Source organism: Streptomyces marokkonensis (genome assembly GCF_039539045.1).
Taxonomy (GTDB): Bacteria; Actinomycetota; Actinomycetes; order Streptomycetales; family Streptomycetaceae; genus Streptomyces; species Streptomyces marokkonensis.
The window spans coordinates 48,182-71,250 of the sequence record NZ_BAABCQ010000014.1 but is presented as its reverse complement, the minus strand read 5'-3'; the positions used below and the strand labels follow the sequence as shown (position 1 = coordinate 71,250).

The 23,069-nt window shown below is 71.4% G+C and carries 23 protein-coding genes; 10 read left to right on the top strand and 13 right to left on the bottom strand.

Going from position 1 to position 23,069, the window contains the following annotated elements:
- The first annotated feature begins 148 nt into the window (after nt 1-148).
- A complete protein-coding gene (locus ABEA26_RS05650) occupies nt 149-937 on the top strand; it encodes a hypothetical protein (RefSeq protein WP_345589779.1) in 789 nt (262 codons plus the stop codon).
- A 220-nt stretch (nt 938-1,157) separates the two neighbouring features.
- Here the strand turns inward: ABEA26_RS05650 and chpE are convergent, their stop codons facing one another.
- The 3 genes from chpE to ABEA26_RS05635 all read right to left on the bottom strand — a co-directional run bounded on the left by chpE (nt 1,158) and on the right by ABEA26_RS05635 (nt 3,368).
- The gene (chpE, locus tag ABEA26_RS05645; RefSeq protein ID WP_100044926.1) at nt 1,158-1,403 is read right to left on the bottom strand and encodes a chaplin ChpE; all 246 of its coding nucleotides are present in this window, start codon (nt 1,401-1,403) and stop codon (nt 1,158-1,160) included.
- A gap of 185 nt (nt 1,404-1,588) precedes the next feature.
- Nucleotides 1,589-2,230, bottom strand: a complete 642-nt coding sequence (locus ABEA26_RS05640; protein ID WP_345589775.1) for a response regulator — start codon at nt 2,228-2,230, stop codon at nt 1,589-1,591.
- The gene (locus ABEA26_RS05635; protein ID WP_345589774.1) at nt 2,223-3,368 is read right to left on the bottom strand and encodes a GAF domain-containing sensor histidine kinase; all 1,146 of its coding nucleotides are present in this window, start codon (nt 3,366-3,368) and stop codon (nt 2,223-2,225) included. Before ABEA26_RS05635 ends, ABEA26_RS05640 begins: the two co-directional genes overlap by 8 nt.
- Nucleotides 3,369-3,635: 267 nt before the next feature.
- Between ABEA26_RS05635 and ABEA26_RS05630 the strand changes: the two genes are divergently transcribed.
- From ABEA26_RS05630 to ABEA26_RS05620, 3 genes are all read left to right on the top strand, one after another.
- On the top strand, nt 3,636-4,331 hold the full coding sequence (locus tag ABEA26_RS05630) for an SDR family NAD(P)-dependent oxidoreductase (RefSeq protein ID WP_345589773.1): 696 nt from the start codon (nt 3,636-3,638) through the stop codon (nt 4,329-4,331).
- On the top strand, nt 4,328-5,407 hold the full coding sequence (locus ABEA26_RS05625) for an S-adenosylmethionine:tRNA ribosyltransferase-isomerase (protein WP_345589772.1): 1,080 nt from the start codon (nt 4,328-4,330) through the stop codon (nt 5,405-5,407). Before ABEA26_RS05630 ends, ABEA26_RS05625 begins: the two co-directional genes overlap by 4 nt.
- A 351-nt stretch (nt 5,408-5,758) precedes the next feature.
- Nucleotides 5,759-6,472 carry a transglycosylase SLT domain-containing protein gene (locus tag ABEA26_RS05620; protein WP_345589770.1) on the top strand — a complete coding sequence of 238 codons (714 nt, stop codon included), beginning with the start codon at nt 5,759-5,761 and terminating at the stop codon, nt 6,470-6,472.
- A gap of 96 nt (nt 6,473-6,568) precedes the next feature.
- Here the strand turns inward: ABEA26_RS05620 and ABEA26_RS05615 are convergent, their stop codons facing one another.
- On the bottom strand, nt 6,569-9,160 hold the full coding sequence (locus ABEA26_RS05615) for an FHA domain-containing protein (protein ID WP_345589767.1): 2,592 nt from the start codon (nt 9,158-9,160) through the stop codon (nt 6,569-6,571).
- 240 nt (nt 9,161-9,400) lie between these two features.
- Between ABEA26_RS05615 and ABEA26_RS05610 the strand changes: the two genes are divergently transcribed.
- On the top strand, nt 9,401-11,410 hold the full coding sequence (locus tag ABEA26_RS05610; protein ID WP_345589765.1) for a streptophobe family protein: 2,010 nt from the start codon (nt 9,401-9,403) through the stop codon (nt 11,408-11,410).
- Between the two features lie 299 nt (nt 11,411-11,709).
- Nucleotides 11,710-12,954 carry a phosphoserine phosphatase SerB gene (gene serB / locus ABEA26_RS05605; protein WP_345589763.1) on the top strand — a complete coding sequence of 415 codons (1,245 nt, stop codon included), beginning with the start codon at nt 11,710-11,712 and terminating at the stop codon, nt 12,952-12,954.
- A gap of 158 nt (nt 12,955-13,112) precedes the next feature.
- On the opposite strand, the gene ABEA26_RS05600 is transcribed toward serB, so the two are convergent.
- From ABEA26_RS05600 to ABEA26_RS05585, 4 genes are all read right to left on the bottom strand, one after another.
- Nucleotides 13,113-13,631 carry a SixA phosphatase family protein gene (locus ABEA26_RS05600; protein WP_345589761.1) on the bottom strand — a complete coding sequence of 173 codons (519 nt, stop codon included), beginning with the start codon at nt 13,629-13,631 and terminating at the stop codon, nt 13,113-13,115.
- Between the two features lie 94 nt (nt 13,632-13,725).
- A complete protein-coding gene (locus ABEA26_RS05595; RefSeq protein ID WP_345589760.1) occupies nt 13,726-13,932 on the bottom strand; it encodes a hypothetical protein in 207 nt (68 codons plus the stop codon).
- A 189-nt stretch (nt 13,933-14,121) separates the two neighbouring features.
- Nucleotides 14,122-14,238, bottom strand: a complete 117-nt coding sequence (locus tag ABEA26_RS05590) for an SGM_5486 family transporter-associated protein (RefSeq protein ID WP_345589758.1) — start codon at nt 14,236-14,238, stop codon at nt 14,122-14,124.
- Between the two features lie 139 nt (nt 14,239-14,377).
- Nucleotides 14,378-15,805 (bottom strand): CynX/NimT family MFS transporter, encoded by a 1,428-nt coding sequence (locus ABEA26_RS05585; RefSeq protein WP_425587789.1) that lies wholly within the window; start codon nt 15,803-15,805, stop codon nt 14,378-14,380.
- An 85-nt stretch (nt 15,806-15,890) separates the two neighbouring features.
- Between ABEA26_RS05585 and ABEA26_RS05580 the strand changes: the two genes are divergently transcribed.
- Nucleotides 15,891-16,583 carry a FadR/GntR family transcriptional regulator gene (locus ABEA26_RS05580; RefSeq protein ID WP_345589754.1) on the top strand — a complete coding sequence of 231 codons (693 nt, stop codon included), beginning with the start codon at nt 15,891-15,893 and terminating at the stop codon, nt 16,581-16,583.
- Here the strand turns inward: ABEA26_RS05580 and ABEA26_RS05575 are convergent.
- The 3 genes from ABEA26_RS05575 to fabG form a co-directional block, all read right to left on the bottom strand.
- Entirely contained in the window at nt 16,561-16,929 is a 369-nt protein-coding gene (locus ABEA26_RS05575) for a hypothetical protein (protein WP_345589753.1), read from the bottom strand. The two genes, ABEA26_RS05580 and ABEA26_RS05575, sit on opposite strands and share 23 nt — an antisense overlap.
- A gap of 167 nt (nt 16,930-17,096) precedes the next feature.
- On the bottom strand, nt 17,097-17,864 hold the full coding sequence (gene fabI, locus ABEA26_RS05570) for an enoyl-ACP reductase FabI (protein ID WP_279566108.1): 768 nt from the start codon (nt 17,862-17,864) through the stop codon (nt 17,097-17,099).
- Nucleotides 17,865-17,869: 5 nt separating this feature from the next.
- The gene (gene fabG / locus ABEA26_RS05565; RefSeq protein WP_345589752.1) at nt 17,870-18,589 is read right to left on the bottom strand and encodes a 3-oxoacyl-[acyl-carrier-protein] reductase; all 720 of its coding nucleotides are present in this window, start codon (nt 18,587-18,589) and stop codon (nt 17,870-17,872) included.
- 471 nt (nt 18,590-19,060) lie between these two features.
- Between fabG and tyrS the strand changes: the two genes are divergently transcribed.
- Nucleotides 19,061-20,329 carry a tyrosine--tRNA ligase gene (gene tyrS, locus ABEA26_RS05560; protein ID WP_345589751.1) on the top strand — a complete coding sequence of 423 codons (1,269 nt, stop codon included), beginning with the start codon at nt 19,061-19,063 and terminating at the stop codon, nt 20,327-20,329.
- 102 nt (nt 20,330-20,431) lie between these two features.
- On the opposite strand, the gene ABEA26_RS05555 is transcribed toward tyrS, so the two are convergent.
- Nucleotides 20,432-20,713, bottom strand: coding sequence for a GlsB/YeaQ/YmgE family stress response membrane protein (locus ABEA26_RS05555; RefSeq protein WP_345589749.1), 282 nt, complete (start codon nt 20,711-20,713; stop codon nt 20,432-20,434).
- Between the two features lie 260 nt (nt 20,714-20,973).
- On the opposite strand from ABEA26_RS05555, the gene ABEA26_RS05550 reads away from it, so the two are divergent.
- Together ABEA26_RS05550 and ABEA26_RS05545 are read left to right on the top strand one after the other, a co-directional pair.
- Nucleotides 20,974-21,372 (top strand): DUF3099 domain-containing protein, encoded by a 399-nt coding sequence (locus ABEA26_RS05550; RefSeq protein WP_345589748.1) that lies wholly within the window; start codon nt 20,974-20,976, stop codon nt 21,370-21,372.
- Nucleotides 21,373-21,680: 308 nt separating this feature from the next.
- Entirely contained in the window at nt 21,681-21,902 is a 222-nt protein-coding gene (locus ABEA26_RS05545; RefSeq protein WP_345589746.1) for a hypothetical protein, read from the top strand.
- A gap of 113 nt (nt 21,903-22,015) precedes the next feature.
- Here the strand turns inward: ABEA26_RS05545 and moaA are convergent, their stop codons facing one another.
- Nucleotides 22,016-23,005: a GTP 3',8-cyclase MoaA gene (gene moaA / locus ABEA26_RS05540; RefSeq protein ID WP_279566116.1), complete on the bottom strand. Its 990-nt coding sequence runs from the start codon at nt 23,003-23,005 to the stop codon at nt 22,016-22,018.
- Between the last annotated feature and the right edge of the window lie 64 nt (nt 23,006-23,069).

The following is a 23,069-nucleotide window of genomic DNA, read 5'->3' as shown; positions in this document are numbered from 1 at the left end:
GCGTTGTCTCCCCTTGCATTGTGGCCGGTCTCGGCTGTCGCGTACGCCTGTGGCTCGGGCCGCCGCGCCGGTGGGCGCAGGCCCTCCAGGAAATCTACGCCACCGGTCGGCTTCACTGTTCCATCGGTCCGGTCCTTAGGGTGGGGGCATGCTCTCGGAACCACGCGCAGGGCGCCTTGCCGCCTGGGGAAATGCCCTTATTGCCGGAATGGTCTCGCCGGATGACGCCGCGCTCGCGGTTGTCGGTGAAGACGCGGTACATCGGGTGGAGGGGCTGCCGGGTGAATCGGCGCCGGTCGGTCTCACGCTGGCGCTGGGACGGCTGCGGGCTCTGGGAGCGAGCGGGCTGCGGGTCGCGCTGCCCGCGCCGGGGCATCCGCTGGGGCTGAGTGGTCCGCCGGACTTCAACGCGCGAGCGCTGGAGGCCGAGGAGGCGGTGATCTGCCAGGGTGCCGCGCTGGGACTGGTGCCGGAGGTCTACGAGGCCGGGCCCAAGGGTGATGTGCATGTCGAGGTCGTCTGGCACTGTCTGCCGGTGCGGGAGGCGCCGCCGGCCGATGTGCCCTCGCTCGGGGAGGCGGAGCGGGAGCTGGCGGAGGCATTGCGGGACGCGACGGCGGTGCTGACGCGGCTGGATGTCGCCGGGTCGGGGCCGGTGGCGGAGGCGGCGGTCACGGCGTACCGGGCGCGGGCCGAGCGGGGGCGGGAAGTGCTGGCGCCGGGGTATCCACCTCGGGCGATGCGGGTGCTGGAGTTGGCGCAGAGGGTGGGGGCGCTGGTGTCGCTGGCCTATGAGAACGGTCACGGGGGTGCGGTGAGCGCCGCTGAGATGGCGGCGCGGGGAGAGGCGTTGCGGCCGGTGGAGCGGACGGCCCGACGGGCACAGGTCGCGGCGTACAACTCCGTTGTGGAGGAGCGGGAGCGGGGGGTGCGGTGACGTCCCCCGGTTGTGCGGGGGCGTTGCTCTGAGGAAGGGCCCGGCATTGGCGCGGGCCGGGGGTGCGCGGCCCGGCGCTGCGGGGTGCCTCCCCCAGAAGGGGCACGTCCAGCGCCCACCCGTGCCGCACCAGCGGCACGACTGCCCTCAGCGGGGTGGGGGACGCGACCGGCCTCCCGGGGGTGGACCCGGGAGGCCGTGGTCGGCTTGGTGGCCTGGGTCAGTGGTTGACGCCGAGGTTGCCGAAGGCCGGGTTCAGGACGCCGATGACGTTGACGCTGTTGCCGACGGCGTTCACCGGGATGTGGACCGGCGCCTGGACGACGTTGCCGGAGGCGACACCGGGGGAACCGATGGCCTCGCCGTGGGCGACGGAGCCGTCGGTGGCGGAGGCCATGCCCGCGCCGGCGGCGATCAGCCCGCCGGCCACCATCGTCACGGCCGCTGCCTTCTTCAGGTTCTTCACTTACAAGCCCTCCTTGCGATTGCCGCGGCAGTCGCCGCGGCACGCACTGGAGAACGGCCGGACCCCACAAAGGATGCGCCATATGGGGGACATTCCCACGACGGTATGAATCTCCGACCGGACGGGAACCCTCCAGGCTGCCGTCGCGTACCGGGGCAGTCGGTTCTGGGGCAGTCGGTCCCGGGTCAGCCGGTCACGTCGTGGCGCACGGCCCACAGCGCGGCCTGGGTGCGGTCCGCGAGGTCGAGCTTCATCAGGATGTTCGAGACGTGGGTCTTCACGGTCTTCTCCGAGAGCACTAGCGCGCGGGCGATCTCCCGGTTGGAGCGGCCGTCCGCTATCAGGCCCAGCACCTCGCGCTCCCGCTCCGTGAGCGCACCCGCTCTGCCCTGTCCGGAGTTGCTCTCCTCCTGGGACAGCAGGGCGCCCGCGACCTCGGGCTGGAGCAGGATGTGGCCGGCGTGGACGGAGCGGATGGCGCCCGCCAGCGCGTCGGGATCGACGTCCTTGTAGACGTAACCGGCCGCGCCCGCCCGCAGCGCCGGGACCACCGTGCGCTGCTCGGTGAAACTGGTGACGACCAGCACGCGCGCGCGGTTGTCCAGCTCGCGGAGTCTGCGCAGCGCGTCGACGCCGTCCATGCCCGGCATCTTGACGTCCATGAGGATCACGTCGGGTTCCAGCTCCTCGGCGCGGTCGACTCCCTCGGCCCCGTCCGCGGCCTCGCCCACCACCTCGATGTCGTCCTGCACCTCCAGGAAGGTGCGCAGGCCCCGGCGGACCACCTGGTGGTCGTCGACGAGCAGTACCTTGATTGCGTCAGCCACCGGGGACCTCCATCTCGATCGTGGTGCCCTTGCCGGGCGCTGATTCCACGGTCAGCGTGCCGCCGACGCCGTTCGCCCGGTCCCGCATGGAGACCAGGCCGAGGTGGCGTCCCGCGCGGCGCACCGTACGCGGGTCGAAGCCGCTGCCGTCGTCGGTGACCCGCAGCACGGCTCCGGTGCCGCGCCGGTGCAGCGTCACGTCGACGTGTTCCGCCGCGGAGTGGCGCAGGGCGTTGTGGAGCGCCTCCTGGGCGACGCGCAGCATCGCCTCCTCCTGGGCGGCGGGCAGGGCCTTGACCCCGCGCCCGGCGAAGGTCACCCGTGCGGCGTGGGCACGGTCGAGGACCTGGATCTGGGTGCGGAGGGTGGCGACGAGGCCGTCCTCGTCCAGTGCGGCCGGGCGCAGCTCGACGACGGCGGCGCGCAGTTCGTCGGCGGCCTCCGCGGCGAGCGCGGCGACCTGTTGCAGCTCGCCCTTGGCGCGCGCGGGGTCGCGGTCGACCAGGGTGGCGGCGGCCTGGGCGGTCAGGCGCAGGGAGAACAGTTTCTGGCTGACCGCGTCGTGCAGTTCGTGGGCGAGGCGGGAGCGCTCCTCGGCGATGGTCAGCTCGCGGCTGCGTTCGTACAGGCGGGCGTTGGTGAGGGCGATGGCGGCGTGCTGGGCGAGGATGCCCAGCAGTTCCTCGTCGTCCTGGGTGAAGCCGCAGCCACCGTCCGGTTTCGCACAGTTCTTGTTGGCCAGGAACAGCGCGCCGATGACCTCGTCACCGTCCCTGATCGGCAGACCCAGGAAGTCGACCAGGTCGGGGTGGGCGGACGGCCAGCCCTCGAAGCGGGGGTCCTTGCGGACGTCGCCGAGGCGCTGGGGCGTGGCCTCGTGCAGCATCGCGGCAAGGATTCCGTGTTGGCGCGGCAGGGGGCCGATGGCCTTCCACTGCTCCTCACTGACGCCGTCGACCACGAACTGGGCGAACCCGCCGTGGTCGTCGGGGACGCCGAGGGCGGCGTACTGCGCGTCGAGCAGCTCGCGGGCGGAGGCGACGATCGTCTTGAGGACGTCGCGCACCTCGAGGTGCCTGCTCATGGCCAGCAGCGCGGAGCTGACCGCGGCGAGGCCGGACCGGGGGCCATGACTCATGACCTCACGGTACCGGCGGGGTGTGACACCGGGATCGGACCTGTGACCGCCGTCACCTAGTGCGATGGGCCTGGGCCTCAGGTCCCCCGGCCGGTCCTGGGCCGGAGGACCCCCGGCCGGTCCTGGGCCGGAGGGCCCCCGGCCGGTCCTAGGGCGAAGGACCCCGCATGGTTGCGGCTCCTGGCCGAGGTGGCTGGTACGGCCCGGTTCCTACGTTGAGGAGCACGCCGCGCCGACCAGGAGGCGTGGACGACGAGGGGACCTGTCATGCCGGTCGCGATCATCACGGGAGCTTCGAAGGGACTGGGCCGGGCGCTCGCCGGGGCCTTGGCGGCACGGGGGTGGGACCTGGTGCTCGACGCCAGGACGCCGGAGACGCTCGAGGAGACGGCGGTGGCGCTGAAGGTGTACGGCACGCGCGTGACGGCGCTGCCCGGAGATGTCACCGACGCCGGGCACCGGGCCGGGCTGGTCGCGGCGGCACGCCGGCTGGGCGGGGTGGACCTGCTGGTCAGCAACGCGAGCGCGCTGGGGGCGGAACCGCTGGTGCGGCTGGAGGAACTGCCGACGGCCGGGCTGCGGCGGGCGCTGGAGGTGAACGTGGTCGCCGCGCTGGGCCTGGTCCAGGAGGCACTGCCTTCGTTGCGGGCGGCCCCGGCGGGCGCGGTGCTGACGGTCGGCTCGGACGCCGCGGTGGAGGCGTACGAGATGTGGGGCGGCTACGGGGCGTCCAAGGCGGCCCTGAACCAGCTGGCGGCGGTGCTGGGCGTCGAGGAGCCGGGGCTGCGGGTCTGGGCGGTCGATCCCGGGGACATGGCCACGGACCTGTACGCGGCGGCCGTACCGGACGACGACGGTCCGCGGCCCGATCCGGTGAGTGTCGTACCGGCACTGCTCAGGCTCCTGGACGAGCGGCCGGCCAGCGGTCGCTACGGGGCTGCGCTGCTGGAGGGAGTGCGATGACGCGGGCGACGGGAGTCCGCCCGCACGAGCCCGTCGGAGCGTGGGAGAGCGTTCCCGAGGAGCTGTCGGCGCGGGTGCCCGCCGAGCAGCGGGGGCCCGGGCTGGGCCGGGACGGCGTACGGCTGCTGGTGTCGCGTGGCACCGAGGTGTCGCATCACGGGTTCCGGGAGCTGCCGGAACTGCTGCGGGCCGGCGATCTGCTGGTCGTCAACACGTCGGCCACGCTGGCCGCCGCGGTGGACGGGCACATGGGGAACGCGCGCGTGGTGGTGCATTTCTCCACGCCGGGGGACGACGGCCGGTGGGCGGTGGAGCTGCGGGATCCGGACGGGCGGGGCACCACGCGCGCGCGTGTGGGGGGACCAAGAGGGGCGGAGGTGCGGCTGCCGTGCGGTGCTCGGCTGGTGCTGGAAGAGCCGTTGAGTACGCGCGGGGAGCGGTTGTGGTGGGCTCGGGCGTCGGGGGCGGAGGTGCCTGTGGTGCTGCGGGAGCGGGGGCGGCCCATTCGTTACTCCTATACGGAGCGGGATCAGCCGTTGTCCGCGTACCAGACGGTGTTCGCGCGGCCGGCCGCGGACGGGTCGGGGAGCGCGGAGATGCCGAGCGCGGCGCGGCCCTTCACGGCGCGGCTGGTGGCGGAGCTGGTGAGCCGGGGGGTGCTGTTCGCGCCGGTGACGCTGCACACCGGGGTGGCTTCGGCCCAGTCGTACGAGCCGCCGTATCCGGAGCGGTTCTCCGTGCCGGAGGCGTCGGCGCGGCTGGTCAACGCTGCGAAGGCCGGGGGCGGCCGGGTGGTCGCGGTGGGTACGACGGCCGTGCGCGCGGTGGAGTCGGCGGCCGGCGCCGACGGGGTGGTACGGGCTCGGGCGGGGTGGACCGGTCTGGTCGTGACTCCGGAGCGCGGGGTACGGGTGGTGGAAGGGCTGCTGACGGGGCTGCACGAGCCCGAGGCCTCGCATCTGCTGATGCTGGAGGCGGTGGCGGGGCGGGCGGCGATCGACCGCGGGTACGAGGCGGCGGTGCGGGAGCGCTACCTGTGGCACGAGTTCGGGGACGTCCATCTCCTCCTGCCGTAGAAGCGCCGTGCACAGCCCTCACAGTTTGCATTGCTCCAGCAACCACCGGTGAGAAAGGCGAGGGGTCGATGTGAGCCCGCACATAGGGTCCACGTCACGTACGAAGGGGGGTAGGAGAGAGACTCGTCCGTTTTGACCGGGCCGACAGTCCAGACTGCCCCGTTTTACCCGACCCTGATCCACTACCCCGGATCGTACGTCACACCTTTGCCTCCGAATTTTGCGGCCGCTAAGAATTGCTCTCGTCGCTCAACGCGGCGGGCCTCGTCCCGCGGCGTTTGTGCCGGAAGCACCAACTGTCCCCACCGGACGAGAGCGACCTCCGCGCTATTCGAAGAGGTCTATCCCGCCATGCCCAAGAACATCTTCACCCGTGGTCGCAGTCTTCCCCTGAACCGCAAGCACAAGATCGCGGTCGCCGGTGTCGGCACGCTCGGCGCCGCCGCCGTCGCGCTCACCGCGGTCCCGGCCAGCGGTCAGACGACCACGAGCGAGGCCGCTCCGACGGCCAAGGTGGCGTACAGCACCGAGCAGATCCAGGACGTGCACGCCGGTGTCACCGGCCAGCTCGCCGGTGCCAGCCAGAAGGTCGCCTCCATCGAGGCGAAGCAGGAGGCGGCCACCACGGCCACCTCCCCGAAGAAGGCCGCTGCCGAGAAGGCGGCGGAGAAGCGCACGGCCAAGGAGAGCACGAGCCGGTCCGCCGAGCGCGCCGAGGCCAAGCAGTCCCCGAAGAAGAGCTACGCCGACAACCTCGACGGCTGGATCCGCGAGGCCCGGGACATCATGAAGAAGCACGACATCCCGGGTACCTACGAAGGCATCCACCGCAACATCATCCGCGAGTCCTCCGGCAACCCGAAGGCCATCAACGACTGGGACATCAACGCCATCAACGGCATCCCGTCCAAGGGCCTGCTCCAGGTGATCCCGCCGACGTTCGAGGCCTACCACGTGCCGGGTACCTCCAAGAACATCTACGACCCGGTCGCCAACATCGCCGCCGCCTGCAACTACGCCGCGGACAAGTACGGCACCATGGACAACGTCGACAGCGCGTACTGAGGTCGGCGCGGACCTCTTCACGCCGGCTCGAACCGAACGCCGAAGGGCGGCACCCTCCTGACGGGGTGCCAGCCTTCGGAGCCTCTCGCCCGCGGGTTACTTGCGCATGACCTCAGGCTCGTGGCGGCGCAGGAAACGCGCCACGAAGAAACCGCAGATCACTCCGAGAACGATCAGCGCCGCCATGTTCAGACCCCAGGCACCGACGGTGTGCTCCCACAGCGGATCCACCTCGGCGCCCTTCTCCGGCGGAGCGACCTTGTTGAGGTCCAGCGTGGCGCCGGCCGCGGCGACCGCCCAGCGCGACGGCATCAGGTACGAGAACTGGTTGACGCCGACCGCCTCGTTCAGGGCGAAGAGGCAGCCGGTGAAGACGACCTGGATGATCGCGAACATGACCAGCAGCGGCATGGTCTTCTCGGCGGTCTTCACCAGCGAGGAGATGATCAGGCCGAACATCATCGAGGTGAAGCCCAGCCCCATGATCGGCAGGGACAGCTCGACGAGCGTCAGCCCGCCGAGGACCAGCCCCTCCTCCGGAATCTCCCGGGTGGCGAAGCCGATGATGCCGACCAGCAGGCCCTGCAGCACGGTGATCAGGCCGAGCACGAAGACCTTCGACATCAGATACGCGGACCGGGACAGGCCGGTCGCGCGTTCCCGCTCGTAGATGACCCGTTCCTTGATCAGCTCACGGACCGAGTTCGCGGCGCCGGCGAAGCAGGCGCCGACCGCGAGGATCAGCAGGACCGTGGTCGCCGTGCCGTTCGGGACGACCCGGCCCGCCGCGTTGGGCGCGTTGGGCAGCAGGCCCTTGTCGGCGTCGATCAGCAGGCTCACCGCGCCCAGCACGGCCGGCAGGATCACCATCAGGGCGAGGAAGCCCTTGTCGGAGACGATCACCGAGGTGTAGCGCCGCACCAGCGTGACGAACTGGGACGTCCAGCCCTGCGGCTTCGGCGGCTTCATCGCCTGCATCGTCGGCACCTGTACGGACTGCGGCGCGACGGCGTCGATGTCAGCGGCGTACATCTGGTAGTGCTGCGAGCCCTTCCAGCGGCCCGCCCAGTCGTAGTCGCGATAGTTCTCGAAGGCGGAGAAGACGTCGGCCCAGGTGTCGTAGCCGAAGAAGTTCAGCGCCTCCTCCGGCGGGCCGAAGTAGGCCACCGAACCGCCCGGCGCCATCACCAGCAGCTTGTCGCAGATCGCCAGCTCGGCCACCGAGTGGGTGACGACGAGGACGGTGCGGCCGTCGTCGGCGAGGCCGCGCAGCAGCTGCATGACGTCGCGGTCCATGCCCGGGTCGAGACCGGAGGTCGGCTCGTCCAGGAAGATCAGCGACGGCTTGGTGAGCAGCTCCAGCGCGACGGAGACACGCTTGCGCTGGCCACCGGACAAGGAGGTGACCTTCTTGTCCTTGTGGATGTCCAGCTTGAGCTCGCGCAGCACCTCGTCTATCCGGGCGTCGCGCTCGGCGCCCGTGGTGTCGGCCGGGAAACGGAGCTTGGCCGCGTACTTGAGCGCCTTCTTGACGGTCAGCTCCTTGTGCAGGATGTCGTCCTGCGGGACCAGACCGATGCGCTGACGCAGCTCGGCGAACTGCTTGTACAGGTTCCGGTTGTCGTAGAGGACCTCGCCCTGGTCGGCGGGCCGGTATCCGGTGAGTGCCTTGAGCAGGGTCGACTTGCCGGAGCCGGACGGGCCGATGACCGCGATCAGCGACTTCTCGGGCACGCCGAAGGAGACGTCCTTGAGGATCTGCTTGCCGCCGTCGACCGTGACGGTCAGGTGGCGGGCGGAGAAGGACACCTCACCGGTGTCGACGAACTCCTCGAGGCGGTCCCCGACGATCTGGAACGTCGAGTGGCCGACGCCCACGATGTCGGTCGGGCCGAGCAGCTGGGAGCCGCCCTTGGCGATCGGCTGACCGTTGACGTACGTGCCGTTGTGCGAGCCCAGGTCGCGGATCTCCATGCGCCCGTCGGGCGTCGAGTGGAACTCCGCGTGGTTGCGGGAGACCTGCAGGTCGGACACGACCAGGTCGTTCTCCAGGGCACGGCCGATGCGCATCACGCGGCCGAGCGAGAACTGGTGGAACGTCGTCGGACTGCGGTCCCCGTGGGCCGGCGGCGCCCCCGCCGCGCCGCCGGGCCCCTGCTGCTGGGGGAAGTGCGGTGCGGCTTGCTGTTGCCGCTGCTGCTGCTGTTGCTGTTGCTGTTGCTGCCAGCCGGCCTGCTGCTGCCCGTGCTGCGGGGGCTGCTGCTGCGGGGCCGCCTGTTGCTTCACGGCCTGCTGCGGCGGCTCCTGTGCCGGCGCCTGCTGGGCCCAGCCCGCGTTCGCGCCCTGAGCGGCGTACGGCTGCTGTGGCTGGGCCTGCGGCGTGCCGGCGGCGGCCTGGGCGCCGGTCAGGCTCAGACGCGGTCCGTCGGTCGCGTTGCCCAGGTTCACCACCGTGCCGGCGCCGAGCTCCATCTGCTGGATGCGCTGCCCGTGCACGAACGTGCCGTTGGTACTGCCGTGATCCTCGACGACCCAACTGCGGCCGTCGAAACGGATCGTGGCATGCCGCCAGGAGACCCTGGCGTCGTCGAAGACAAGCTCCCCCTGCGGATCGCGTCCGAGCGCGTATGACCGGGACGGATCGAGCGTCCAGGTCTGTCCATTGGATTCCAGTACGAGTTCCGGCACTCCATGCCCCACTGAGTTGTCCCCCGATTTGCCCCCGTCGCGGGGAGTCTAGGGATGTCGAACATCGGGGGGAACTATTTCAGGCTCGGCCCCCTGACCGAAAGTCGGGCCTTGTGAAAACTGCGCGGGCGCCCGTCGGTCGTTCCCGTTGACGGGGTTGAAACCTGCCCGGACAGTGGTATTCCACGCGAGGGGGACATGCGCGGCAACTCGGCCGCGCAGCGGATCGGGGGGTCTGCCATGAGCGTGTCCACGAGCGGCGAGGCCAAGGGGTACGGCACCAAAGTGCCGTGGGGAGATGTCCTGCTGTCCGCGATCGCCTCGGTGAGCTGGGCGCTGATCGGCATGGCGGGAACGGCCGCGCTCGGTCTGCGGCTGCTGGACGCGGACGCGGCGGGCTCGCTGGGCCCGATGACCGCGGCGGTCGTGGCGCTCGGAGCCGGCGGTTCGGTCACACCGGCCGGCGATGTGTCCGCGTTCGGGCTGAAGGGGGCCCAGGCCCACACGGCCATCGAATTCACGCCACTGGGCGTGGGGCTGGTCGGTGCGCTGCTTCTGTCGTTCTTCTTCCTCCGGTCCCTGCGGGCGGCCGGGGTCGTGGTCGCGCCCGCGGAACTCCTCGCGCGCGCGGGGGCGGTGATCGCCCTGTTCGTGGGGATGATGGGCGGACTGGCCTGGGCGGGTCACGACGTCATCACGATCGACGGCGGCTCGCTCGGACTCGACGACCTGCCCGGCGGGGGTGATGGTGGCGGTGGCGGTGGCGGTGGCGGTGGCATCGAGATTCCGGGACTCGGTGACCTGGGCGACATCGGCGGACTGCTGCCCGACCGGATCGGTGACCTCGTGGACGCCGAGGCGGCCGTCGGCTTCTCCGTCGACACCGCGCCGACGCTGCTGGGCGGCCTGGTCTGGTCCGCCGGAGTCCTGCTGATCGCACTGCTGGCCTCGCGCCGCGCTCCCCTGCCGCGCGGGTGCGGGGTCGTGCACCGGGTGGTACGGCCGGCCGTGTCCGCCCTGGTCACGGTGGCGCTGACGGCGGTGGTGGCGGGCTTCGCGGCGGCGGCCTACGCGGCGGTCGGCGACGACCATCCCCGGCGGATCGCGGGGGCCGCGCTGCTGGGCGCACCGAACGGGGTGTGGCTCGGCGTTCCGATCGGCCTGTTCGTGCCGTGGGACGGGCGTGCCACCGGTGAGCTGGTCCGGGCTCTCCCGGCTCCGCTGGACGAGTTGCTCGGCGCCGGCACCGAGCAGCCGGTCACCCTCGGGCGGTTGGCGGAGCTGGACGAACGGGTGTGGCTGCTGGGAGTGGCGGCGGTCCTGATGATGCTGCTGGCCGGGGTACTGACGGCGGTACGGACACCTGTGGCGCGGGACGAGGCACGCTTCGTGGCTTTCGTCGGGCGGTGCGCCGTGCGGCTGGGTGCCCTGACCGCGCTGACGCTGCCGTCGCTGGCCCGGCTGACGGAGGTGTCCGTGGACGCCTCGCTGTCGGTGCTCGGCGTCGACGCCTTCGGCGCGGGCGTCGACCTGCGCGGGCACCTCGGTACGGCCCTGCTGCTGGGTGCCGGGTGGGGCGCGGGGGCGGGGGCCGTGGGGGCGTTGCTGGCATGGGCGAGCGGGGCGGCGGGGTCGCGGGCTACGGCGTTGGCACGGGGTGCCGGGACGGCGGGAGCGAGTGGCGCGGACGGCGGTGGCGCAGGCGGTGGCGGTGGCGGTGGCGGTGGCGGTGGCGGTGGCGCTACGGCTTACGCGGGGTCACCGTCCTCGGGACCGTACCGGCCGGGGGCGCCACACCGGCCGCCCGACCCGGGCAGCAATCCGTACCTGCGACCGCGGGAAGGGCCTAGCGCGGGGGCGGAGGAGCCCGAGGACGCGTGGCCTGCCGGGTCGTGTACGCGTCCGCCGTCCGACCTGGGGCATGCGCCGGGTGCCGGGCGGCCCGCTCCCGGGACCCGGCCGCCCGGCGGTACGGGGCAGGGACAGGGGGGCGAGGGCCGGCGACCCGAGAGCACGGGGCAGCGGCCCTGTAGCGACGAACAGCAATCAAGCGACGACGTGTACGGCGCTCCCACGGTGGCCGGGCCGTTGAGGCCGCGGCCGGGAACACCGCAGCGGCCTCCGCGCCGCGGGGAACGGCCCGGAGGTCGACCGCCGTCCCGGTGGGGCGAGGGGCCGGTGCCCCCGCCTCCCCCGCCCCCTCCTCCCCCGCCTCCGGCACCACCGCGACGGCCCGGGGACGGGCAGTGAGGAAACCGGATCCGAGCGGGCGAGCCATGGCCGCCGAACGTGGTTCCCACAACGGGGCCGCCGGACGGCTGGAATCACCGTCCTGCGCGCCTCCGCAGTCTCCGCAGTCTCCGCAGTCTCCGCGTTCTCCGCGGCCTCGGCGGCCTCGGCGGCCTTCCACGGCCTTCCGCGCGGCCTTCCGCGGTCCGGTGAACGGCCACAACCGGTGGCCGTCCCCACCGGGTCCGCTCCCACGCTCCTGTCCGTCAGGCGGACCTCGGGGGCGGGAGGCACCGGGTGCCGGATACGGTTGGAGCACCATGAGCGCTTCGCAGACCTCTGACGTTCCCACGCTTCTCGTCAAGATCTTCGGCAAGGACCGACCGGGCATCACGGCCGGCCTGTTCGACACCCTCGCCGCCTACTCCGTCGACGTGGTCGACATCGAGCAGGTCGTCACCCGTGGCCGGATCGTGTTGTGCGCGCTCGTGACCGAGCCGCCCCAGGGTCTGGAGGGCGGTCTGAGGGCCACCGTCCACAGCTGGGCGGAGTCGCTGAAGCTGCAGGCGGAGATCATCTCCGGTATCGGCGACAACCGTCCGCGCGGTCTCGGCCGCTCCCTGGTCACGGTGCTCGGACACCCGCTCACCGCGGAGGCGACGGCCGCCATAGCGGCCCGGATAACCGAGTCCGGCAGCAACATCGACCGTATCTTCCGGCTGGCCAAGTACCCGGTGACCGCCGTCGAATTCGCGGTGTCCGGTGTTCAGACCGAGCCGCTGCGCACCGCGCTGGCCACCGAGGCCGCGGCGCTCGGTGTGGACGTCGCGGTCGTTTCGGCGGGACTGCACCGGCGGGCGCAGCGCCTGGTCGTGATGGACGTGGACTCGACGCTGATCCAGGACGAGGTCATCGAACTGTTCGCCGCGCACGCCGGTTGCGAGGACAAGGTCGCCGAGGTGACGGCGGCCGCGATGCGCGGGGAACTGGACTTCGAGCAGTCACTGCACGCGCGCGTGGCGCTGCTGGCGGGGCTGGACGCCTCGGTGGTGGACAAGGTGCGCAGCGAGGTGCGGCTGACACCGGGTGCCCGCACCCTGATCCGTACGCTGAAGCGGCTCGGCTACCAGGTGGGGGTCGTCTCCGGCGGCTTCACGCAGGTCACCGACGATCTGAAGGAGCGGTTGGGACTGGACTTCGCCCAGGCCAACACGCTGGAGATCGTCGACGGCAGACTGACGGGCCGGGTCACCGGGGAGATCGTGGACCGGGCGGGCAAGGCGCGGCTGCTGCGCCGGTTCGCCGCCGAGGCCGGCGTACCGCTGGCGCAGACCGTGGCGATCGGGGACGGGGCCAACGATCTGGACATGCTGAACGCGGCCGGGCTCGGCGTCGCCTTCAACGCCAAACCGGTGGTGCGCGAGGCGGCGCACACGGCGGTGAACGTGCCCTTCCTGGACACGGTGCTGTACCTGCTCGGCATCACCCGGGAAGAGGTCGAGGCTGCGGACACGCTGGACGAGGGTCTCCTCGATGGCCTCGGACTGCCCCTCGACGGGATCTGACCGGGGATCTGACCCACCTGATCCGGCCCACCCGCCCGACCGGGTGGTCTGCCCCACTCGCTCCAGGCGCCTCGTACGGTCCGGCCCGGACCGCCTCGTACGGCCGGGGCCCGGACCGCCTGGGTGCCCAGCCCCGGCCCTTGTCCCGCGGGGTCGATTCAGTCGGTCGGCGCCCAGTAGTCGACCAGGGAGGCCACGCCCGGCTCCACGTCCTTCCAGGAGCCCGTGAAGGTCAGGACGGCGAAGGCCGCGGTCGGGAAGCCACGGCGGCCCATCCGCTCACGGACGTCGTCCTCGGCCGAGCCGGCCAGGATCTCGGCGAGTGCCTCCATGCCCGGGTTGTGGCCGATCATGAGCACGTTCCGCAGGTCGTCGGGGGTTTCGTTGAGCACGGCGATCAGCTCGCCGGGTGAGGCCTCGTAGATCCGCTCCTCATAGACGGTTTTCGGTCGCTGCGGGAACTCCTGGACTGCGAGCTTCCAGGTCTCGCGGGTCCGGGCCGACGTGGAGCACAGGGCCTGGTCGAAGGGGACGCCGGTATCCGCCAGCCTGCGTCCGGCCTCTGCGGCGTCCTTGCGGCCCCGATCGGCGAGCGGCCGCTCGTGGTCGGTCACCTGTGGCCAGTCGGCTTTCGCATGCCGGAAAAGGATGATCCTGCGGGATTCTGCGACGCTCATGGCATCCAGCTTCGCATGAAACAGGCCACGAGGCGCAGGGAGTTGACATGCGGGTTCACCGCTCTGAGCGCACCCGGAGGGGGCCGGTCCGGCATCAGCGGGCGGTCAGCTGCTGCACCCGTTCCAGGAGGTGGGCGATCGCGGGTTCACCGGCGGTGGCGTGGGCCTCGGCGGGATTCAGTATCAGCAGGAGCAGCGCGACGAAGGCGAGCACGGGCAGGGCGAGGGCCCACCAGGGCAGCCGGATCTCGACACCGCCCCGGGTCGTCCGGGGAGGCCGGGTGTGGGTAGGGGCCGACATGAGTGCCTCCGCTGGTCTTCGAGCGTCCCTGGACCGTGCTCCGCGGCCCGCCTGCCGTGCTGCGGGCACATCTCGAAACTACGGAGTCCGCGGGCCCCAACCCATCCGGAAGTCCACCCACTTGACCCTGACCCTCGCCCCCTAGGGGATGGTGGGGTCAACCCCACCATCGGGCGAAGGAGGGCGGGATCACGGTGAGGCGATCGTCGCGACGATGCCGATGATCACGAAGATCGCGAGGAAGCCGCCGAAGACGAACAGCATCTTCTTCTGGCCGTGCTGGGGGTTCGGGTCGAGGACTGGCATACCGCCAGTCTCCCATCCGTCGCCCGCACCGGAGCAGGCGGGCCGCATCCTGGGGGCGGGCCGGCCACCGACCGGGACGGGCAGACCACCGACCGGGACGGATCGGCCGCCGACCGGGACGCACCGGCCGCTGCTGGGGTCAGCGGGCCGCTTCCTCCTCCACCGTGCGGTCGCGTCCCGCCAGGAAGCCCACCAGCATCTGCGGCACCATCAGGGCACTCATCAGCGCGATCGGCATGCCCCAGCCCCCGCTGTGCTGGTAGAGCACGCCCACCAGCAGCGGCCCCGGGATGGAGATCAGGTAGCCGGTGCTCTGCGCGAAGGCGGACAGCTGGGCGACGCCCGCGCCCGTCCTGGCCCGCATCCCGACCATGGTCAGCGCGAGCGGGAAGGCGCAGTTGGAGACGCCGAGCAGCAGGGCCCAGGCCCAGGCACCGCCGGCCGGGGCGAAGTACAGGCCGGCGTATCCGGCGAGCCCGCACACGCCCAGCACCAGCACGATCGGGCCCTGGTGGGGCAGGCGGGTGGCCACGCGCGGGATGACGAAGGCGAGCGGCACGCCCATCACCATGATGACGGCGAGCAGGAGCCCGGCGGTGCCGGCGGACACACCCGCGTCCCGGAAGATCTGCGCCATCCAGCCCATCGTGATGTAGGCCGCGGTGGCCTGGAGGCCGAAGAAGACGGCGAGGGCCCAGGCCGTACGGCTGCGGGTGATCCTCAGTGGAGGCTGCTCGGCGGGCTGGGCCACCGGTCCGCCCGCACGGCGCGCGGCCGCGGGCTCCGCGGGGTTCTCTGCGATCTCGTCGCCTGCCTCGTCGGCGTCCTTGGAGGCGTTCCGGGCGGGCGAGGGCTCGGACGGCGCCTTCCGGTCGCGTACGAAGGGGATCCACGGCAGGACGGCCACCACCGCCAGGACGGCCCAGACCGCGAGGCCGGGCTGCCAGTCCCCGCCCAGCGCGTTCGTCATGGGCACGGTCGCCGCGGCGGCGATCGAGGTGCCGAAGGCCAGGGCCATCGAGTACAGGCCGGTCATGGAGCCGACGCGGTCGGGGAAGAAGCGCTTGACGATGACCGGCATAAGCACGTTGCTGACCGCGATGCCCATCAGCGCGAGGGCCGTGGCGGCCAGGAAGCCCGCCGTGCCGCCGGCGTACGGGCGTATGAGCAGGCCGGCGGTGATGGCGACCATGCCCGCGCAGACCACCGCGCCGGGCCCGAAGCGGCGGGCCAGCCGCGGGGCGGTGACCCCGAAGACGGCGAAGCACAGTGGGGGCACGGAGGTGAGCAGTCCGGCCACACTGCCGCTCATGCCGAGCCCGTCGCGGACCTCTTCCAGGAGCGCGCCCAGGCTCGTGATGGCGGGGCGCAGGTTGGCCGCGGCCAGGACGATGCCGAGGAGGAGCAGGCGGGTCGTCCACGTCGTCCACGCGCGCGTGCCGGGCGGGCCGGGCGTCCTGCCGGGTACTCGGGCGTCACGTTCGGCCGCCTCGCGGCCGAGGGGCGCGGACTTCGAGGTCTCCGTCCGAGTCACCGTCCGGGTTTCGTCACTAGCCATGAGACCCATCATAGAATCATGGGATGATTGGTTGTCCATCCGGTGTTCTCCCCGGTGGCTGCCCGCCGCCGGGTCCCGCGTGCGAAGGTGAGCCATGCCCCTGAGCCATCCCCGTCGTTCCGCGCTGTCCGAGCAGGTCATCGCGGCGCTGCGCCAGCAGATCGCCTCGGGCGAGTGGCCGGTCGGCTCCCGCATCCCGACGGAGCCCGAACTGGTCGAACAGCTCGGTGTCGCCCGGAACACGGTCCGTGAGGCGGTCCGCGCGCTGGCCCACAACGGTCTGCTGGACATCCGCCAGGGCTCCGGCACGTACGTCGTGGCGACCAGCGAGCTGGCGGGCGTGATGCAGCGCCGCTTCTCCGACGCCGACCCCCGGCACATCGCCGAGCTGCGTTCCACGCTCGAGTCGGCCGCTGCCCGGCTCGCCGCCGAGCGGCGCACGGAGAAGGACCTCAAGCAGCTCGACGCGCTGCTGGTGCGCCGCGAGGAGGCCTGGGAGTCGGGCGCCACGGAGGCGTTCGTGACGGCGGACGCCACCTTCCACCTGGCCGTCGTGGCCGCCTCGCACAACGACGTGATGACCGCGATGTACGCGGATCTGGGCGAGGTGATGCGGGACTGGCTGCGCGTGGACGTCGGCAGCGAGCTCACCCCGGAGTCGCACATGGACCACACCCGGCTGGTGGACGCGATCCGCTCGGGGGACGCGGTGACGGCCGCCCAGGAGGCCGCCGGTTATCCGTTCCTGTGCCGCCCGGGCCGCTTCAGTGCGCCCTCTGGTGGCTGACCCACGCCGCCCGGACCTCCTTCCAGCAGCGTCCGTCCAGACGTACGGTCTGCGCGGGCCCGGCCGAAACCGCCGAACCGTCGCTGTCGAGGTCCCACCAGCGGACGCACTCGATGTGCAGGCGCACCCGGTCGGGTCCCGGATACGGGTTGTGGCAGTGGGCGGTCACCCGGGAGCCGTCGACGCGGACCCTGCACTCGGCGCCGAACGGCTCCTGTGACGCGGAGTCCCCGGCGTCGCCCGTGTCCCCGGCGGGCACGCGCGCGTGGGACACCGCTTGGGACGGCAGGACCAGCACGCAGGCGAGGGCGGCGGTCACCGAGGCCAGGCGGGAGAGCAGACGCACAGGGGACCCCCTCGGCCGTGCGGGGAACTGGGGAGGCAAAGCGCGTGGTGGACTCGTACCCCAGCGTGTGCCGCAGGCCCTCCCACCGCCCGGCCGACTGGGCCGAACGGGTGACATGCCGGAGGCCCGCACCCGTGAAGGATGCGGGCCCCCGGAGAAGCAGCCGGTCAGGCGCCGACGGCGTGCAGACCGCCGTCGACGTGGACGATCTCACCCGTGGTCTTCGGGAACCAGTCGCTCAGCAGCGCGACGACACCGCGGCCGGCCGGCTCCGGGTCCTTCAGGTCCCACTCCAGCGGAGCGCGGTTGTCCCACACGGAAGCCAGCTCGGCGAAGCCCGGGATGGACTTGGCGGCCATGGAACCGATCGGGCCCGCGGAGATCAGGTTGCAGCGGATGTTCTGCTTGCCCAGGTCACGCGCCATGTAGCGGCTGGTGGCCTCCAGGGCGGCCTTGGCCGGGCCCATCCAGTCGTACTGCGGCCAGGCGTACTGCGCGTCGAAGGTGAGGCCGACGACCGAGCCGCCGTTCTGCATCAGCGGCAGGCAGGCCATGGTCAGCGACTTCAGGGAGTACGCCGAGACGTGCATGGCGGTGGCGACCGACTCGAACGGCGTGTTGAGGAAGTTGCCGCCGAGCGCGTCCTGCGGCGCGAAGCCGATGGAGTGGACGACGCCGTCGAGGCCGCCCAGCTCCTCGCCGACGATGTCGGCCAGGCGACCGAGGTGCTCGTCGTTGGTGACGTCCAACTCGATGACCTTGGTGGGCTTGGGCAGCTTCTTGGCGATGCGCTCGGTCAGCGTGGGCCGCGGGAACGCGGTCAGGATGATCTCGGCACCCTGCTCCTGGGCCAGCTTGGCGGTGTGGAAGGCGATGGAGGACTCCATCAGCACACCGGTGATGAGGACGCGCTTGCCCTCGAGAATTCCGCTCATGATGATCAGTGACCCATTCCCAGTCCGCCGTCAACGGGGATGACGGCTCCAGTGATGTACGAGGCGTCGTCCGAGGCGAGGAACCGCACCGTCGCGGCGATCTCCTCCGACTGCGCGTACCGGCCGAGCGGCACCTGCGCGAGGATCTTCGCCTGCTGCTCCTCGGTGAGCTCCCGCGTCATGTCGGTGTCGACGAAGCCCGGCGCGACGACGTTGAAGGTGAGGTTGCGCGAGCCCAGCTCACGGGCGAGGGAACGCGCGAAGCCGACCAGGCCCGCCTTGGAGGCGGCGTAGTTGGCCTGCCCCGCGGAGCCGAGGAGCCCGACGACCGAGGAGATGAGCACGACACGGCCCTTCTTGGCCCGCAGCATGCCGCGGTTGGCGCGCTTGACGACGCGGAAGGTGCCGGTGAGGTTGGTGTCGACGACGGAGGTGAAGTCCTCCTCGGACATGCGCATCAGGAGCTGGTCCTTGTTGATGCCCGCGTTGGCGACCAGGACCTCGACGGGACCGTGTGCTTCCTCGATCTCCTTGTAGGCCTGCTCCACCTGCTCGCTGTCGGTGATGTCGCACTTGACGGCCAGGCAGCCCAGCTCCGCCAGGGCGGCGGGCGGCTCACCCGAGCGGTACGTGATCGCGACCTTGTCGCCGGCGTCGGCGAAGGCGCGGGCGATGGCGAGGCCGATGCCCCGGTTGCCTCCGGTGACGAGAACCGAGCGGCTCAACGGATCACCCTTTCAATAGCGGTCTGGTGGCCGCCCGAACACCCGGTTGACGGGCGGCGATGACAGGCGGCTTCCTCGAAAACCTATCGGTCACCACACGTCCGCAAAGACTCGGGCACCCACAGTGGCTTACGGGACTGACTGTCGGGTCCCTACAGAAACGGTCCGGGTGTCAGCCGTCCGGCACGGCCGCCGAGGTCGCCCCGGCGACACTGCTGCCGGCCGGGCCACGGAGGCGGGGCGCGCGGAGAGGACACTGCCCGGGAAATGGGGCGACTGGTTCACCAGGGCGGCGATGCCCGCGCCGCACGTCCCCGATTTCGATTTGAGCGTCCCCGATTTCGATATGAGCTCTGTTCGATATGAGCTCTGTCGGTCGGGGCGTATAACCTCGTAGTCGGCTGTCACCCGACTGCCCGAAGGTCATCAGCACGCGTCAGCACGCGTGAACACGTAGGAGACACGAGAACCGTGACGGACATCGTCGACGAGCTGCAGTGGCGCGGGCTGTTCGCCCAGTCCACCGACGAGAACGCATTGCGCAAGGCGCTCGCGGACGGTCCCGTCACGTTCTATTGCGGTTTCGACCCGACCGCGCCGTCCCTGCACGTGGGGCACCTGGTGCAGGTGCTCACCGTGCGCCGGCTCCAGCAGGCCGGTCACCGGCCGCTGGCGCTGGTCGGTGGCGCCACGGGTCAGATCGGCGACCCGCGCCCGACCGCGGAGCGCACGCTGAACTCGCCGGAGACCGTCGCCGGCTGGGTAGCCCGGCTGCGCGGCCAGATCGAGCCGTTCCTGTCCTTCGAGGGCGAGAACGCGGCCGTGATGGTCAACAACCTCGACTGGACCGAGGGGCTCTCCGCGATCGAGTTCCTGCGGGACATCGGCAAGCACTTCCGGGTCAACAAGATGCTGACCAAGGACTCCGTCGCGCGGCGGCTGGAGTCCTCCGAGGGCATCAGCTACACGGAGTTCAGCTACCAGCTCCTGCAGGCGATGGACTTCCTCCAGCTCTACCGGAGGTACGGCTGCACGATGCAGCAGGGCGGCAGTGACCAGTGGGGCAACCTCACGGCCGGCCTGGACCTGCTGCACCGGCTGGAGCCGGACGCCACCGCGCACGCCTACGCGACGCCGCTGATGACGAAGGCGGACGGCACCAAGTTCGGCAAGACCGAGGGCGGCGCCGTCTGGCTCGACCCGGAGATGACCACGCCGTACGCGTTCTACCAGTTCTGGCTGAACGTGGACGATCGGGACATCTCGAAGTACATGCGCATCCTGTCCTTCCGGTCCCGTGAGGAGCTGGAGGAGCTGGAGCGGCAGACCGAGGAGCGTCCGCAGGCCCGGGCCGCGCAGCGTGCGCTGGCCGAGGAGCTCACGACACTGGTGCACGGCGCCGATCAGACGGCCGCCGTGATCGCGGCGTCCAAGGCCCTCTTCGGCCAGGGCGACCTGACGGAGCTGGACGACCGGACGCTGGCCGCGGCCCTCTCCGAGCTGCCGCACGTCAGGGTCGCCGAGCTGGGTCCGGTGGTGGACCTGTTCGCCGAGGTCGGCCTGGTCGCCAGCAAGTCCGCCGCGCGCCGCACGGTCAAGGAGGGTGGCGCCTACGTGAACAACGCCAAGGTCACCGGTGAGGACGCGGTCCCCGCCGCAAAGGACCTGCTGCACGGGCGCTGGCTGGTGTTGCGCCGCGGCAAGAAGAACCTGGCGGCGGTGGAGGTCACCAGCGCCTGAGCGCGGCACTGCCCGCGCCCGAGCGTGCGTACGAGGGGCGGTTCCGGTGCCGTGCGGCTGCCGGAGGCCGCCCCTTCGTCGTACGGGTGGTCGTACGTGGCATCAAGCCCGTTCGCGCCGCTTGTTCCCCCGCACCGCCATGTAGATCGCGTCGCCCACGGCCACGATGACGACCGCGGCCACCAGCTGGAAGACGTGCCGCCACCAGTCGATGCCGGAGGTCGCGTCCACGCCGGCCGCCCGTGCGATCGCGTTGCCGGCGATCGCGCCGAGCATGCCGAAGATGGTGGTCAGCCACAGGGGGCTGTGCTGCTTCCCGGGAATGATCGCCTTGGCGATCAGACCGAGCACGAATCCGACGATGATCGCCCACAACCAGCCCATGACTGCCTCCTCATACGGCTCTACGCGAGCATTACCGCCAGTGTTCGGCCGTACCGCGTACGGCGCATGCCGGATACGGCCGAACGGGGTACCGGACTACGCGGCGCGGCGCACGCCGTGCGCGCGGATCGGGGGTGCCCCGGTCTCGTAGGCGACGCAGGCGCGGCGTAACGTGGGGAGTTGTCCGGGACCGGAGTCCCCGAGCGGCCGCGGACAGGAGCGGGCGGGGAAAGTCCGATGCGGGCGGATGGTGGAACCAGATGCGGAAGCAGAGTGCCGGCGGCAGCGCCGAGGTGTTCCGGATCACCGGGGCCCGGACGGGTCTCCAGGAAGACGTGCGCGGGCGGCAGCGCCGCTACATCATCTCGATGTCGGTCCGTACGCTGTCGGTGATCCTCGCGGTCTGCCTGTGGAACGTGGAACGGCACGTCGCGATCGTGGCCCTGGTCCTCGGGGCGGCCCTGCCGTACGTCGCGGTCGTGATCGCCAACGCCGGGCGCGAGAACGCGCCATCGTTGCCGTCGACGTTCGTGGCGGCGCAGACTGCCCCGATGATCATGCCGCCACGTGCTGAGGACGGTTCGGCGAAACCCGTTCCGGAGGACGCCAGGGCCGACCCGGCGCCGGGCCCGGCCGGTGAGCCACGTGGCCGGGCGTGACCCCTGGGCGGGCGCCGAGACCGACGCCGAGGCGGCCGTCGATTCCACGCCAGGTCGAAGAAGTGCTCAGATGAATCGGGTGGTTCCGGTGCCGGGCCACGGGTGACCCGTGACATACTTCGTACTCGCTCCGCATCCCCCGTCGGAGCGACGGACCGACGCCGGGCAGCTCCCCCCGTGGCTGCTCGGCGTCGCCTTTTTCCGGGGCCGTCTCCGCGTTGTCGCGTGGTCGTTCTGTTGTCTTTCGGTAGTCGTGATTCGGTAGTTGTAATTCGGTAGTTCTGATTCGGTAGTTGTGGGACGAAACTGTGAGTGACGAGACGAGCGCGATCTGCTCCGCCAAGGGCTGCCGCACCGCCGCCGAGTGGGTGCTGGCGTGGAACAACCCGAAGATCCACACGCCGGAGCGCCGCAAGACGTGGATCGCCTGCGACGAGCACCGGGAGCATCTGTCCCAGTTCCTCGGGGTGCGGGGCTTCCTGAAGGACGTGGTCCCGCTGGCCGACTGGGAGGCCCCCGCGGGCTCCTAGCCAGGGCGTGCCGCCCGGGCTCCTAGCCAGGGCGTGCCGCGGGCGGGCCCTGAGCAGGCCTGGAGCTGACCCTGAAGGCCTCTGAAGGCCCGCCCTCACGACCCTGGGCAGGCCTAGCCTCCGATCGCCGACATCGGCCGGTCGGGCTGGACGAAGGTCGGGTCGTCGAGGCCCGCGCCCGCCTTCTTCCCCCACATGGCCAGCCGCCAGACGCGGGCGATCTCCTCGTCGGGAGCGTCGGAGCGCAGGGCGGCACGCAGGTCGGTCTCCTCCGTGGCGAACAGGCAGGTGCGCACCTGGCCGTCGGCGGTCAGACGGGTGCGGTCGCAGGCCGAGCAGAACGGGCGGGTGACGGAGGCGATGACGCCGACGCGGTGTGGGCCGCCGTCCACGAGCCAGCGCTCGGCGGGTGCCGAGCCGCGCTCCTCCGAACCCTCGGCGGTCAGCTCGAAACGGGTGCGCAGGGAGGCCAGGATGTCACCGGCGGTGACCATGCCCTCGCGCTTCCAGCCGTGCTGGGCGTCCAGCGGCATCTGCTCGATGAAGCGCAGCTCGTAATCGTGCTCGACGGCCCAGGCCAGCAGGTCGGGAGCCTCGTCGTCATTGAGGCCCGGCATCAGGACCGAGTTCACCTTGACCGGGGTGAGCCCGGCCTCGCGGGCGGCTTCCAGGCCTTCCAGGACGTCCTTGTGGCGGTCCCTGCGGGTGAGGGTCTTGAAGACGTCCGGGCGCAGGGTGTCCAGCGAGACGTTGACCCGGTCCAGGCCCGCGGCCTTCAGGGCGGGTGCCGTGCGGCGCAGGCCGATGCCGTTGGTCGTGAGGGACATCTGGGGGCGCGGCTCCAGGGCGGCGACGCGCTCGACGATGCCGGTCAGGCCGGGGCGCAGCAGGGGCTCGCCGCCGGTGAAGCGGACCTCCTCGATACCGAGGGAGGTGACGGCGATGCCGATGAGGCGGACGATCTCGTCGTCCGTGAGCAGGTCGGGCTTGGCCAGCCACTGGAGGCCCTCTTCGGGCATGCAGTAGGTGCAGCGCAGGTTGCAGCGGTCGGTGAGCGAGACCCTCAGGTCGGTGGCCACTCGGCCGTAGGTGTCGATGAGCACGTGGGCCCCCTCCCTCGACGCGGATCGGCGGAGCCCTTCCACTTCTCTCCTCCGACACCTGCGA